This is a genomic window from Zobellia galactanivorans (assembly GCF_000973105.1).
Taxonomy (GTDB): Bacteria; Bacteroidota; Bacteroidia; order Flavobacteriales; family Flavobacteriaceae; genus Zobellia; species Zobellia galactanivorans.
Map to the genome: position 1 here is coordinate 4,065,703 of NC_015844.1, position 15,105 is coordinate 4,080,807.

Annotated in this window: 8 protein-coding genes; 5 read left to right on the top strand and 3 right to left on the bottom strand. The window is 43.2% G+C overall.

Annotation, left to right across the window (positions count from 1 at the left end; all coding sequences use genetic code 11):
* Positions 1–13: 13 nt before the first annotated feature.
* The 3 genes from ZOBGAL_RS16565 to ZOBGAL_RS16575 all read right to left on the bottom strand — a co-directional run bounded on the left by ZOBGAL_RS16565 (position 14) and on the right by ZOBGAL_RS16575 (position 5,724).
* Entirely contained in the window at positions 14–2,581 is a 2,568-nt protein-coding gene (locus ZOBGAL_RS16565; protein ID WP_013994852.1) for an SGNH/GDSL hydrolase family protein, read from the bottom strand.
* Between the two features lie 38 nt (positions 2,582–2,619).
* Complete coding sequence (locus tag ZOBGAL_RS16570; RefSeq protein WP_013994853.1) at positions 2,620–4,071, bottom strand: sulfatase; 1,452 nt, start codon at positions 4,069–4,071, stop codon at positions 2,620–2,622.
* Between the two features lie 105 nt (positions 4,072–4,176).
* Complete coding sequence (locus ZOBGAL_RS16575; RefSeq protein WP_013994854.1) at positions 4,177–5,724, bottom strand: sulfatase; 1,548 nt, start codon at positions 5,722–5,724, stop codon at positions 4,177–4,179.
* 393 nt (positions 5,725–6,117) lie between these two features.
* Between ZOBGAL_RS16575 and ZOBGAL_RS16580 the strand changes: the two genes are divergently transcribed.
* The 5 genes from ZOBGAL_RS16580 (at position 6,118) to ZOBGAL_RS23425 (ending at position 15,009) form a co-directional block, all read left to right on the top strand.
* Positions 6,118–7,725, top strand: coding sequence for an arylsulfatase (locus ZOBGAL_RS16580; RefSeq protein ID WP_013994855.1), 1,608 nt, complete (start codon positions 6,118–6,120; stop codon positions 7,723–7,725).
* A 229-nt stretch (positions 7,726–7,954) separates the two neighbouring features.
* The gene (locus ZOBGAL_RS16585; RefSeq protein ID WP_046287558.1) at positions 7,955–8,539 is read left to right on the top strand and encodes an RNA polymerase sigma-70 factor; all 585 of its coding nucleotides are present in this window, start codon (positions 7,955–7,957) and stop codon (positions 8,537–8,539) included.
* A 212-nt stretch (positions 8,540–8,751) separates the two neighbouring features.
* Positions 8,752–9,804, top strand: a complete 1,053-nt coding sequence (locus tag ZOBGAL_RS16595; RefSeq protein ID WP_148560727.1) for a FecR family protein — start codon at positions 8,752–8,754, stop codon at positions 9,802–9,804.
* A 149-nt stretch (positions 9,805–9,953) separates the two neighbouring features.
* A complete protein-coding gene (locus ZOBGAL_RS16600) occupies positions 9,954–13,325 on the top strand; it encodes a TonB-dependent receptor (protein ID WP_046287559.1) in 3,372 nt (1,123 codons plus the stop codon).
* Between the two features lie 10 nt (positions 13,326–13,335).
* On the top strand, positions 13,336–15,009 hold the full coding sequence (locus ZOBGAL_RS23425; RefSeq protein ID WP_013994860.1) for a RagB/SusD family nutrient uptake outer membrane protein: 1,674 nt from the start codon (positions 13,336–13,338) through the stop codon (positions 15,007–15,009).
* The last annotated feature ends 96 nt before the right edge of the window (positions 15,010–15,105 follow it).

Consider the following 15,105-nt stretch of genomic DNA (forward strand, 5'->3'; position numbering starts at 1 on the left):
GCTTGGCAGTGATTTAATTATTGGTGTAGAAATAGCGGATTCTACAGCTGTTTCCGGCTCGTTTCGGGTCTTCCTGTTGGGCAATCTTTATTTGAAGGGTATGCTTTTTGTTCTCTAGGTCCGTTGCCAATGTAAAGAACCATGGCAAGTGAAGGCTCCTGCTCCAATTGGTCAGAAGGTCTAGTTCGACCCACTTTCCCTTGTCTATTCTATATGCTATGATTCCTGCATCGGGACCTGCGACTACCGCTATGCCAACGGTATTTCCGGTAAAATTGAAGTTTAGCTTGCCATCATTGGCCTTTTCTCCGATTAACATTGGTACCTTGGTGAAATTCTCCCTAGTAGCCTTCCCATCGGTAGGCTCCCAGTTTTCTATAATTTTCCAATCCCCATTGTATTTAGCTTCCTTAATATCTACCAGTTCCCCTTTGTCGTAGCTGAAGTGGTCTAGAGGGGCGGGTAGGGCGTAGCTTTTTATTTTGTCGTCTTCGGCGACAGGTCGGACCCATGCTTCCTCCAAAAAAGAAATCATGGAATTCGCATAAATCCCCTGCCCGAACGGCGATGGGTGTAGGTTTTTAAAGTCGCCTTTCCATGTAAATTCCCCCGCGTCGATACGATCGGTTACTTCCTTGGCCAGGTTGATCGTAGGTAGCTTATAATGGGCGGCTACCTTCTCATGGTTTTGAATGACGGCAGGGATTTTACCTTGCCTATAGGTCTTCATCTTACCGGGGTCTACAAAATGCATAATAACAATATCCGTAGCGGGATTTACGTAACGGGCATGCCTAACAATGCCTTCCATGGCCCTAATTTGCTCTTGGTCGGTTCTTCCGTTTGTAGCATCGTTTACGGCAGCTTCTTCAAATAAGAGGTCTATGGGGCCACCTTTGAACAAGTCGTCTTTCATACGAAAAGCTGCGGGAGTGGAACCTGTTGAAGGAAGCCCGGCTTCGATAAATTCAAATTCCGTATCGGGGAACCTTTTTTGAATATAGTTGGAAACACTATCTCGCCATCCTCCGTTATGCGTTATGGATCCGCCCAAGAAAGCTACCCTTCCTTTTTTCCCGTGTTGGAATTTTATGGTGCTGTTTTGCAGTCCGTTCCTAAGCTTGTGGTACGCCGAGGAAGATATGGGGCCGGTTTCTTTTTTGGTGTAGTACTTGATAAAATCGGCTCCCAATCTCGGGGTTTCTATGGGGAAGTGATGCCCATGGAGGGTTTGCTTCCCTTCCGTACAGGTCACTACGGTAGCAATGCCACCAAGCGCTATGTATTTGTTGATCAAGGGAAGCGTGTTTTCGGTAGGGGGGACTACGGAATCAGTCAAACTTATCATATGTAGCACGGGAACTTTTGCCGTGGCTAACTTTTCAAGGCCGTGCATCGGCATATCTGTATATTTTTTGGCCTCGGCATCAGAAGCAAAGCCATATTCCTTCTTAAGGATTCTCCAATCTTTTGCAGAGCCAATACCGGAGCCAAATCCCCCAGGCCAGCTGGTAAAATCCAGTACAGGCGCCTCGGCATAGATACAGCTGACACGCTCAGGGTATTTTTTGGCCCAATTGTAAATGAACAAGCCACCGCGACTCACACCTTCCAATGCTAGCTTGTCGCTAAAATCGTGAGCCTTGGTCAAATACTTGTAAAACCGGTCCCAGGACTTTACGGCCCTTGGACTTCCAAATTGTGAGTTGGTATTCAAATAGGCGATATGAAAACCTTCGGAAAGTAAAATGCTATCCATTTCTGTGTGCCAGCCTGGAAATCGTGCACGCCAGACCCATGGTTTTCCGTAAAGCGGTTTGGTAGGTTCAACGATGAAAGCCTTCTTGCCGTCAAATTCAAAATCGTATTTGCTAAAACCCTTCCAGTTGGATTTTTTACCAGGGAATGTTTGGTCTACCAAAACACCCGGGGTACCTGTAAGGGATTCATAAACGATTTTGGCCATCTCACCGGCTCCCTTTCCGTTGGGATGTATGGCGTCAGGAAAGAAATCACCCTTATCTAGTAAAGGCGTGTAAAGGTCTATGAGGTTTAACCGATGTTTTTTTGCAATGCCCCTTATTTTAGGGTTGACCTCGTTCGTAACGATTTCCGCACTAATTTTCTTTCCTTTTTTATAGACCGGAGCAGCCAAGCATAGGTAAATGCTTGGTTTTGATTTTAAATTTTGAAAACTTTCGATAAGGTTGTGGTAATCGCTTTCGAAATCCGCTTTGTAAATCCAGTTAAAGTCTTTGCTGTCATTCGTACCCAGTTTAATGATGACAATATCCGGTTGGTAGTCTAAGGCCTTGGTATAGGCCTCGGTTTTAATGTAAGGGGAATTGCCCTTGGAAAGTAGTGTACGGCCGCTTACCCCAAAATTACGGACTTCATAGCCTTCACCGAGCATACGGTTCAATTGGGCCGGGTAGGCATTTTTTATTCGGTCTTTGATACCATGGCCAAAGGTGATGCTGTTACCGATACAGGCCACTTTTATCACTTCTTCATTTTGTGCATTACCATAAGAGATAGGCAATACGAACAACAGCATAAATAATATTCTGGTAAACTTCATAGGAGTAAATGGGTTTGGCTTTTTTTGCATGATCGGTTTTAGCTTTTTGGTGCTTTTTTTACAAATTCTTTGGGGAATTTAGCATCTACTTCATCCCACCATTGGTAAAGCTTCTTGTACATATGCTGTGTAAGTTCGGGTAATTCCGAAGCCAAATTGTGTGTTTCGCCAATGTCGGATTTTAGGTTGTACAGTTCAAACCGATTCTCGTTTAGAAACACGATCAATTTGTAATCACCGTCTATTATGGCACTACTGGGACTTCCTTTTTGGTTGGAACGGTGGGGGTAATGGTAGTAGGTGGCTTCATGTAGTTTATGCGATTCACCTTTAAGCAATGGCACCAAGCTTTTTCCGTCTACATGTAAGTCGGGCCGTAGGGCCTGTCCGGTCATCTCTAGAATGGTAGGGTAAAAATCCATACTGGTAATGACAGCATCGGATACGGTGCCGGGTTTGATGGTGCCGGGCCATCTGATGATGGCAGGTTCCCTTATCCCTCCTTCATACAGCCATCCTTTGCCGGCCCTTAACGGGGTGTTCGCGGTAGGGATTCCTTCTGAAGTCGATAATCCGCCATTGTCGGAAAAAAAGATGACCACGGTGTTGTCTGCAATGCCCTTCTCTTGAAGCTTACCCAGTATTTTTCCGACGGCCATGTCCATAGATTCCACCATAGCGGCATAGGTAGGATGGTCTTGTTTTATGCGGTACTTAAAAGGTTTTTGGGCATTTTTTTCTTCGGCAAAGCGTTCTTTATCGGTAAGGGCTAGGGCCTTTTTTTTCTTTTCATATTTTTCAACTCGGTCCGCAGGGGCATCAAACGGGGCATGTACGGAGTAAAGGGAGAAATAGAGCAGGAAGGGGGCTTTGGAATTTTCGTCAATAAAATCAATGGCTTCTTTTGCCAAGCGGTCCGTCATATATTCGCCTTCGGGACCGTTCTCTAAATTGGGGATGTTCCACGGGGAGAAGTATTTGTTCTTTATATATAATCCTCCTCTAAAATGCCCGGCCACGTTTACATCGAAGCCTTGTTTGTCGGGCCAGAATTTTTCCTCCCCTGCCACATTGTTCAGGTGCCATTTGCCCATAAAGGCGGTTTTGTAACCCGCGTCTTGGAGCAGTTCGGGAAATAGGACCTCCTCAAGGGGAAGGTTTCTTAGGTAATCGGGGTTGCCCGGGCCTCCAATCCATTGCGTGAGGTCGATACGCGCCGGGTTTTTCCCTGTAAGTATAGAAGCCCTGGTGGGGGAACATATGGGGGAAGCGGCATAGGCCTTCGTAAAACGAATGCCTTCCTTGGCCAATTGATCAATATTTGGTGTTTCGTAAAACGTACTTCCATTGGCAGCGATATCCATCCAACCTAGGTCATCGACCAAAATAAAAACAATGTTTGGTTGCTTGTCGGTTTGGGCGAAGACTGTAGGCCCGAGAACCGTTAAGAGTACCCATAGATTTCTGTAAAAAAGCTTGTGTAAATGCATTTAAATAATTTTGGAAAGGTTTTGCGTCAATTTAAGGACGAATATGAGAGGGGGGCACCCTACGTTTACGGATAAGAAATGCGTCAAAACTAAAACGATTTTGTTTTAAAAGTTTTTGTGAAGATTACTGGCGAGTTGCTTTATGAGTTGCGAGTTGCTCGGTTCTTGTGCAATATTGTAGTTCTCACCCGGGTCGTTTTCATGGTCAAAGAGCTCACTACTGATATAATCTCCTTTTTGCTTTTGATTCTTATTCCATGTGTACCATTCGGTGTACCGGTACCGGTCCGTTTTAACGGAGTAGCCCATACGTTCTTCTTGTCGGGTTTCCGCGGGGCCGAACCTTCCAAGTAAAAACTGGCTGTATGCGGCGGCTTTCCATTTGATACTGGGGTCGGCAAGTAAGGGAACAAAACTCTTGCCTTGCAGATGTGCAGGGACCGGAAGTCCGCTCATTTCACAGAGGCTGGGGTAGATGTCGACCAGCTCTGTAAGGGCATTGGTTTTGCTGCCTTTGGCTTTTACCTTGGCGCCGCTTATGATCATGGGAACGTGGGCGTCAATTTCATAATTTGACATTTTCCCCCATCCATTATGCTCTCCTAGTTTCCATCCGTGGTCGCCCCAAAGTACGATGATGGTGTTGTCTAGAAGGTTTAGTTTTTCCAGTTTATCATACAACCTGCCAATTTGTGCGTCTATATAAGATACACTGGCGTAATACCCGTGTTTTACCTCACGCTGGCGGTCTTCGTTCCACGGTGCTTCGTTCGGGCGGGGCAGGTCGTGGTTGTCATCGTAGTACCGCAATTCTTGATCACCATGCACGGCAAAATCGGGACTTCCTTTTGGTAGGGATTGATTTTCGGCCAGGGGAATTGAATCTCTATGGTACATGTCCCAGTACTTTTTTGGGGCATTAAAAGGAAGGTGTGGTTTGTAATATCCTACGGAAAGAAAAAACGGCTTTTCTTGAGCCGCAAGCACCTCTAATTTATCGACGGCATACGTGGTTTGGGCGCCATCGTAGTAAGCGTCATCGGGGACATCTGCGTTTTCGGTGGAATTTGCTTTTAGGTACCAATGGCCCAATGGGTCTAGCCTAATTTTTCCCTGGGCGATTAATTTTTGCTTTTTTTCTTCCTGTATATCCGTGTTTCGTTTTGAAGCGTAAACCGCATCGGGGTCAAAGGGAAAGCCTTCTAAATGAGGTCTTTCCGTCCAAGAAACGGAATCTTGTATGTCATTGTGAAAGGTTTTGCCCAGGCCAACGGTTATATAGCCATTTTGTTTAAAGTACTGGGGCAACGTTACCACGTCCGGAACATTGTTGCGGAGTTTTGTGGATAGGTCCCAGACTCGAATGGAATCAGGTCTTAAGCCGGTAAGTAAACTGGCCCTAGAGGGGTTGCAGACCGCTTGTTGGCAATAGGCCCTCATAAAGACAACGCCTTGTTGTGCGATCCGGTCTATGTTCGGGGTTTTGACAAAGTCGTTGCCATAGCTGCCAAGTTCGGGGCGAAGGTCGTCCACCGGAATAAAAAGGATATTGGGCCGGGTAGATTCCTTTTTGGGTTGCGGTTTATCGGTTCCCCCGCAATTGTATAAGGAAATTGCGAGTACGAGTAGAAGCAAATTTTTAATGCCATTCATGTCAACTTACTTTAGGGGTGATTTTGAATCGAAATACTTTATAATATAAGTTTTAAAAGTAGTTATTTTTTTGTGATATGCATTGTTTATGTTTTTTTTCTTACAAAAGGAATAAGTCGTACTGTTAATAGTTTTTATTGTAATATGTTGATTAAATGTTATTTATGTTGTATTTTGTTTTTAAGTTATTTTAATGTTGTTTTTATTTTAACTTAATTTTATATATTTAAAAAATATTAAGATGTTCTTGCCCTTAATGCTTAAAATAATGTGAAGTTTCTTTTGTGGAATTCTAAGTGGGTGTTTTTTATACACTTATAAGTGTGGGATTTACTCTGAAGGTTTCGCGGATTTATATGGATTTTAAAGGTGGGTACGAAATATAATAGGTATATGCTAAGAAGTAAATCGTTGATTTTGGTAGGGACTTGGCTGATATGTCAAGCGGGTTTTGTCATGGGCTGTGCCGATGCAAAAGGCTCGACGGTAAAAGGGGATCCCCTTACTAAAGCGCCCAATGTTATTTTGATTTATGCGGACGACCTGGGAAGAGGCTTACTTTCTGTAGAAGGCCAAAAAATCATCAAAACACCGAACATTGATAGAATAGCCAATGAAGGTATTCGGTTTGAGAATGCCTATGGCGCTATGTTCTGCGCCCCTGCAAGGGCCAGTTTGATTACCGGCTATCATGATGCACATGGGGATAAATGGAATATTAGCTCCGGTGGCGCCTATATGAACATCTCTAAAAAGACAATGACCCAGCAGCAAATAGAGTCGAAAATCAATGAACAGTTAGGTGAAGTTCCCGAAGATGAGGTTTTTCTTCCGCAAGTTTTTAAGGAAGCTGGGTATGTAACCGGCGAAGTAGGAAAGCTGGAATGGGGGTTTTCTGCTACGGATGCACAAATGAAGCGTCATGGTTGGGATTATTATTATGGTTATTTAGACCATGTTCGTTGTCACGGGTTTTACCCGCCCTTTCTCTTTGAAAATGGCAGCTTGGTAGAAATCGAAGGGAATACTTTTGTCAATTGTGGTAGGTCTACAGAGAAGGAAACGGAAAAAGCGTATGAGGAACGGTGGAATATGGAAGGGAAAACCACCTATTCCCAAAACCTTTTTATAGAGAAGATTTTAAAATTTATTCGCGATAATAAAGAGAAGCCATTTTTCCTTTATCATCCAACACAATTGCCTCACGGGCCGGTATCCATTCCTGAAGTCCATGAAGAATTCAAGAATGATGATAGGCTTACCCAGATAGAGAAGGAGTATGCCTCTATGGTAAAAATGCTTGACGACCATGTGGGTTTGATCATGAAGGAATTGAAGGATTTGGGCATAGATGATAATACCATGGTGATTTTTACTTCCGATAACGGACATGAAATCTACTATACCAAAGAAGGTAGAATTCTTAAGCCGGTGAGAAACATGGAAACCGGAGCGTTTTTCGACGATATCACTACCAAGTTTTATAGTGATATAGGTGGGGATGTGTTCGATGGCAACGATGGTATGGCCGGTGTAAAACGAAGTAACTGGGAAGGTGGGGTCCGTGTTCCTTTAATGGCCAGATGGCCGGGAAAAATCAAAGCGGGTAGTACCTCTACGGTCTTGGCGTCAAATTATGATTTTATGGCTACAATGGCAGATTTGGTCAATTTTCCCCTGCCGGAAAATAAAGATGGGGTCTCATATCTTTCTGAACTCTTGTCCGAAAAAGGGGAGGTTCACGACTATCTTGTGTACGCTTCCTTTATGGGACCGGCCATAGTAAGCAAGGATGGGTGGAAACTGAGGTATTTTGCTAAGGAGGATATTTTTCAACTGTATTACTTGCCCGACGATTACAGAGAATCCCATAATGTGATTGCGGACAATGAACTGAAAGCCGAAGAGTTAAAACAAATTTTGATTGCCGAGTGTAATGGTGATTTAAGGAACGGTTGGTTTAAGATTAGGGAGGATGTATTGCCTTCTATCAGAAAATAATAGGAAGCGACTTAGGTTGCAATAAACATTGTTGGTACAGATTGAAGCTGCTGCTGATAAAGGGGGGGCATACGGTAAGGGCTTGGTTTATAGAAGGTGTTGCATCGTTTATGATGGATGTAACTAGCTAGTAATCAGGGTTTTATTTGAAATAATTCTATTGTTGTCGGTTTACGATAATAAGGGAAGTGGAAGAATATGTAATTGCTCAATAATTAAATGTACGATTATGAGGATTGAGAATATGACCGAAGAGGCTATGTTGGCGGGGCTTGTAGCTGGCCAAGAAAAGGTTTTTGATTATATTTTTAGAAAATATTACAAAAATTTGTGCATCAGGGCCAATGCGTACGTTCAGGATTTGGATAAGGCGCAAAGTCTTGTTCAGGACTGTTTTGTCAAGCTATGGACAAAAAGGGAAGAGGCGGGCTCTATCACCAATCTATCTTCTTATTTATCTTTTATGGTGCGGAACAGGTGTATCGATTACATCCGGAAAACAGAATCCTTGCGTATTCTTCATGATAACGTAAAATACGAATCGGTAGAAATTGAGTTTGAAGATATTTTGACGTCTACCTCTTTTGAAGATAACTTAAGGCATTTAATAGCCCAGCTTCCTAAAAGAAGCAGGCTTGCTTTTGAATATAGCAGGTTCGAAAATCTGACCTATAAGGAAATTGCGGAAAAAATGGATATTTCGAACAAGGCGGTCGAAGCTCTGATCGCAAGGGCCCTGAGGATGCTAAGAAAAGACTTAAAGCCCTATTTGAGTACCCTCGTGCTTCCTTTGTTGTTCCTGTCGCTTTATTGATGTTTATAAGATGTAACGGAAGGTCGGCCCTAAAAAGGCCGACCTTTTGCTTTTTAGGGATGTCCCGTCCATACGTAGGGTAAAAGGGAACAAAGCGCAGTTCGGAAGGGCATCCGTGGTAATCCGGTCCCTCATTTTTATTTTTTTTACAACAAGACGTAGGGTAGGGCCAAGTGCTATACGTCTTTTATATACACTGATCATTGAAACTCGTGAAGAACAAAGAGATTTTAAAAATAATAAGCAAGTCGTTTGACAAGAAGCTTACGGCATCGGAGCAGGAGGTGCTAAACCATTGGCTGTCTAGCTCCGATGATAACAAGGCAAAGTATGAGGGATATCGCTATTTATGGGAGCAAGCGGAAACACTTGTGTCTCATGATGATATCGATGTAGAGGCCGCTCTTTTGAAGACCAAGGCTCAAATTGGCGATTTTAAGAAGAAAAGATTTTTGCAACCGGCCTTTGTCAAAATTGCGGCGAGTGTAGCGCTTTTACTGTCCATAGGCCTAGGGTCGGGTTATTTGTTATCTGACTACGGTTTTGGTAAGGAAAATACCATTACGGGTTTTCAGCAGGTAGAGGCCATGCACGGAACCAATACCAAGTTGCTTCTCGATGATGGCACCAGTGTTTGGCTCAACTCGGGCAGTACATTGCGTTTCCCGGTTTCATTCGGAAATGAGGATGAAAGAAGGGTAGTATTGACCGGTGAAGCATTTTTTGATGTCGAAAAAAACATGGATAAACCATTTATTGTCCAAACATCGGACGTAGATGTTCGGGTCCACGGCACTTCCTTCAATGTGTCGGCCTATACCGAAGATAAATCGATAACGGTTGCTTTGGTGGAAGGGAAGGTGACATTGGAAAAAGAACAAGAAGGAGAGGTCAGACAACTGGCGGAACTGAAACCGGATCAAGTGGTAATGCTTGACAAAGAGAGCCGGTCGATTGTGCCTGTAACCGATATGAAGATGAAGCAGTTTACAGGTTGGAAAGACGGCTTGGTGGTCTTCTATGGCGATTCAATAACCACGGTAGCCCAACGATTAGGGAAATGGTACAACGTAGAAGTTGATGTGGAAAAGGCATTGGGCGATTATAGGTTTACCGCTACCATCCAAAATGAATCTCTAGAGCAAGTACTGGACTTGTTGAGTATGTCGTCCCCCATGACCTATAAAATTATACCGGCCAAATTAAACGAAGACAAGACTTTTAGTCAACGAAAGGTGATATTGACTACCAAAAAAAGACGATAAGAAGGGGCTTCGTCAACTAAAAAATAGATCGGATGAATTGAAAACCGAGTAAAATAAAACAGGGAAATGTTGCCGCATTCCCCCGTTTAGTAAAGTACCTGAACTGTTATTCAGGATGTAAATAGTATTAACTAATACCAACCCAATTTATGAAAAATTATTTAAAGGGGCTTAGGGTATCCGAAAGGTTTATCCCGCCCAAAATCGTACTCATCGTGAAGCTAAGCATTATACTTATCTGTCTTTCGTCATTTGCGGCTATACCAACGCTCTCATATGCGCAAAAAACCAAACTTACTTTAGAGGTAGCTAACTCTCCCATTAAAGATGTCCTAAGGCAAATTGAAAACAAAAGTGATTTCTTCTTTCTGTACAATGATAATTTGATCGATGTAGAAAAGAAGGTGAGTATTAACGTGACTAAAAGAAGGATAAGCGATATCTTAAAATTAGTGTTCAATGACGATAAGGTTGTTTATTCGGTTGTGAATAAGCAGATTATATTGTCCCCTAAAAGTATGGTGGCCGCCGGTGCCATGCAGATGCAGGCACAAGGTGTTGTATATGATGAATTTGGAGTTGCTTTGCCGGGTGTTTCAATTGTCTTAAAGGGTACCTCCAAGGGCACTCAAACCGATTTTGACGGTAACTTCGTTATTGAAGCTACATCAGGGGATATTCTTGTGTTTACCTACTTAGGTATGAAGTCACAAGAAATTGTTGTCTCTGATCAAAATCCGATACAAATTAACATGGAGCCCGATGCCTTGGGCCTAGATGAAATAGTTGTAGTAGGTTATGGGGTTTCAAAGAAAAGTGACCTTACGGGAGCGGTTGCCAGTGTTGATGTAGAGCAACTATCTTCCATACCGAACGTATCCGTTTTACAGGCCATGCAAGGTTCTGTGGCCGGGTTGAACATCGGGGCCGTAGATGCTGCGGGCGAAGACCCTTCAATTTCTATTAGGGGGCAGAATTCACTGTCAAGTAACTCATCTGCAAATTCGCCACTTATTGTAGTGGATGGAATTATCTACAGGGGTAACCTGGTAGACTTGAATAAGGCCGATATTGCATCGATTGATGTTTTGAAAGATGCCAGTTCTGCCGCTATCTATGGTTCTCAAGCAGCGAATGGGGTTTTGTTGATAACTACGAAGAAAGGTAAGGTAGTGGGTAAGCCGACAATAAACTATTCGGCAAGTTATACGGTACAAACGCCGACCAATACGGCTTTGGAACCCATGAAGGCCACAGAACTCAAGGAGTTTTTGCCCGATGCCTATTGGCAGACCGGCTCTAGGATCGGACCGGATTACCTAGAGTCCGACCCAAATTTTGATATCACTAGCTACTTTAACACCCCTGAAATGGTCGAAGGCTATGAAAATGGAACGGATGGTAGCTTATACGATATACTTACCGGAGATGGGTATATCAATACCCATAATCTAAGTGTTACCGGGAGGTCTGAAAATTTCGGATATTTCTTTTCAGGTGGTTTTACCGATGTTAAAGGCTTTGCGGCCAATGATACCTATAAAAAGGTAAACTACAGGATGAATTTAGATGCCGAGATCAATGATTGGTTGAGCGTAGGTACCGAAACATTTATCACGACCAGTGATTATTCAGGGGAGACACCTCGTATTGCTACGGCTTCATTGGTACATCCTTGGACGCCTTTGTATGAAGAGGATGGCTCTCCAAGACAAACGCTTCAAGGTACATGGTTCAACCCGCTTTTGGATTTAGAGGCGGATGACGACGACAAACGTTTGAACTTGTTCGCGAATATCCATGCTGATGTAAAGTTGCCGATCAAGGGATTGAATTACAGAATGAATTTCTCTCAAAATTATAGAACCATCAATCATAATAATTTTGATGCCAATGATGCTAATTTTACGGGCTATGGTTATAAAAATGCTTCCATTTATTACGACTGGACCCTTGATAATATCCTAAGCTACAACAGAACCTTTAACGAAGTACACAATATAAGTGCTACTTTTCTTTATGGGGTAGAGGAGCGTAATTATTCCTTTACCAATGTAAATTCCCAAAACTTTACAAACGATTTATTGGGGTATAATTCGCTAGAGGCTGGTGACCCCACCTTGTACGGCATGAATACCGGCAAGGAAAGGGAACAGAGTCTGTATACTATGGGACGTCTACAGTATAATTACAACAGTAAGTACTTGGTAACAGGAACCATCAGAAGGGACGGTTTTTCAGGTTTCGGTACAAACGATAAATTAGGTGTTTTTCCATCCGTAGCGTTAGGATGGGTGGTTAGCGAGGAAAACTTTGTAAATACCGATTCCAAATGGTTGAACTATCTTAAACTTAGGGGGTCATACGGAACCACGGGACGTAGAGGTTTAGGCCGATATGATACCCAGGCTGTGGTCTCTACTTCGGTAGAAGGCAATAACGGCTATATTTTTGGTGATGGAGGTTCACCTACGCAGGTGCAATGGATCTCGTCGTTGGCAAATAATAACCTTGGGTGGGAGACTACTACAGGATTGAACGTCGGTGCCGATTTTGCTTTCTTTAATTCAAGGCTTTCGGGTAATGTCGAATACTACAATAACTCAACCAAAGATATTTTGTACGCCATTCAATTGCCTACCACTTCAGGCTTTAGCAGTATAAACACCAATATCGGGGAAGTTGCCAACCACGGAATTGAATTTTCCTTAACCGGAAAGTGGATCAACAATCAAGATTTGTCATGGTCTACCACGGTGAATTATTCAAGAAACAGAAATGAAATTGTTTCTATACTAGGGGCCGATAATGACGGTGATGGTCTTGAAGATGACTTGGTATCGAATACCTTGTTTATCGGCGAACCTACCGATGTTGTATATGACTATGAGATTATCGGTATGTGGCAATTGGCCGATGAAGAGGCGGGTAATATTCCCAATGGTTTTTACCCCGGAACCTATAAGATCGCCGATTTAAATGATGATGGGGCATATTCCGCCAATGATGACAAGAAGATATTGGGCTATAAAGACCCGGGATATCGTTTTGGGATCGCCAATACGGTAAAATACAAGCAGTTCAGCTTATACGCCTTCATCAATTCAATTCAAGGGGGCGACGATTATTACTTCGGAACCGATGCCTTGATCTTTGGGGCGACCAATACGAGTATTGAACGTTACTCGGTACAGAACATTCCCACAGGGGCATGGGATTATTGGATGCCTGAGAACCCAGATGCTAGGTTCAGAAGGTTGGATGGCCCTGCAGGTTATGAGCCAAACCGCTATTTACAAAGAAATTTTGTGCGTATACAAGATGTTTCCTTGTCTTATGATTTCGATAAGAAAATTCTAGGGAAAATAGGGTTCAGCAGCTTAAGGCTCTTCGTAAGTGGAAAGAACTTGCACACTTTTACAAAATGGCGAGGGTGGGATCCCGAAACCGGAGGAGAGTATACTTGGGGGGTAAACCCGGTAATGGCAAATTATACCTTAGGGTTAAATGTTGAATTTTAAAAATACTATAATGCGAAAATATAGATACACCATCGTTTGTTTGATACTTACCCTAAGTTTCTTTTCCTGTAATGAAGAGGAATGGTTGGAAGAAGAGGTCATTGATTTTTATTCGGCAGATAATTCATATGAAACTGCCGCACAGTTCAATTCGGCAGTGGCCAGACTGTACAACCTTACCGATTTGTATACGGTTTGGGGAGGGGCTACTTCTTTCTTTATATTCCAATATACTTCGGATGTGGCCTATGATGCAATTAGCCCTACGCACGAATTAAATTCGTATCCCGATAACTTGACTCCCGAAAACGTAAGGGTCAGGACGCTTTGGCAGCGCTATTATGAAATCGTTACCAATGCCAACGTGATCATTGGAAGGATCGATGGCGAGAATACACAGTTCGATTCGGAGGAGCAAAGAAACACTCTAAAGGCGGAGGCCCTGTTTTTAAGGGCTTTCATCTATAAAAACCTAGGGATAACCTATGGTGGCGTACCCCTTCTTCTCGAAGAGCTAACGGAGCCTAAAAGAGATTTTGTACGTGCTAGCCAAGAAGAAGTTTTTGCACAGTGCATTAATGATTTGGAATTTGCCGCTGCAAACTTACCTGAAGTCACTGAATTGTCTGAGGAAGGTAGGTTGACAAAAGCGGCCGCCTACCATCTTTTGACGGAGCTATATATCATTACCAAAGATTACGATAAGGCTATTGAAAGTGCTTCTAAAGTTATAGATAACCCGAACTATGCACTAATGACGTCGCGTTTTGGAAGCAAGACGGACCAGCCGGGCGATGTATACGGTGACCTTTTTAGACGGGGCAACCAAAATAGAAGCTCGGGCAATACCGAAGGTATTTGGGTGGCACAGTACGAGTATAATGTTACGGCCGGTGGACGGGGTAGCATCCTTACGCAATACTTTAACCCGGGTTATTATAATTTGGTGGGAACAGATGGGGAAAACCTCTTTCTTGGGCCAACCAACCAACATGGTGGCCGTGGTATAGGTTGGTTTTCGCCTTCCGATTATTTATTGAACGATGTATGGGAGAGCGACCCCAATGATATGAGGAATTCTGAATATAATATTATTCGTGATTTGGTCGCCGACAATACCGAATCTGCCTTTTACGGCCAGAAAATAGTGGAAAATAATGCGTTTACCGATGATGCAGATCCTTATCATAGGTACTGGAACGCCATTTTTGCCAAAACGACCCCGATCAATGATTTTCCTGATGAGGTATTCGTCGATTTTGAAACGGGGGAAGTCACCCGTAATGCATCCCAAACCTTTAGGGATCATTATCATATGCGTTTGGCCGAAACCTACTTGCTACGGGCGGAAGCTTATTTAGGCAAGGGGAACTTGGGCCTTGCGGCAGATGACATCAACAGGGTAAGGGCCAGGTCGAATGCAGATCCCGTTGAAGCTGGTGAGGTAGATATAGATTATATCTTGGACGAAAGGACAAGGGAATTGCATATGGAGGAATATCGAATGCAGACCCTTATGAGATTAGGCCTAATGGATGAAAGAAAGGCTAGGTTCAATCCTTTTTACAACGGCAAATATGAAAATTATTCCGTAGAGGAATATCATAACTTTTGGCCGATACCACAGCAAGAAATAGAACGAAATACAGAGGCTACCTTAGAGCAAAATCCAGGATATAACTAGTCTTGAAATCAATAGTTTTTCAAATAAACCGGGGTGGAGGTTCTATAGGGATCCCGCTCCGGTTTAAATAAATTAAATACCTATATCAAGCCGTCC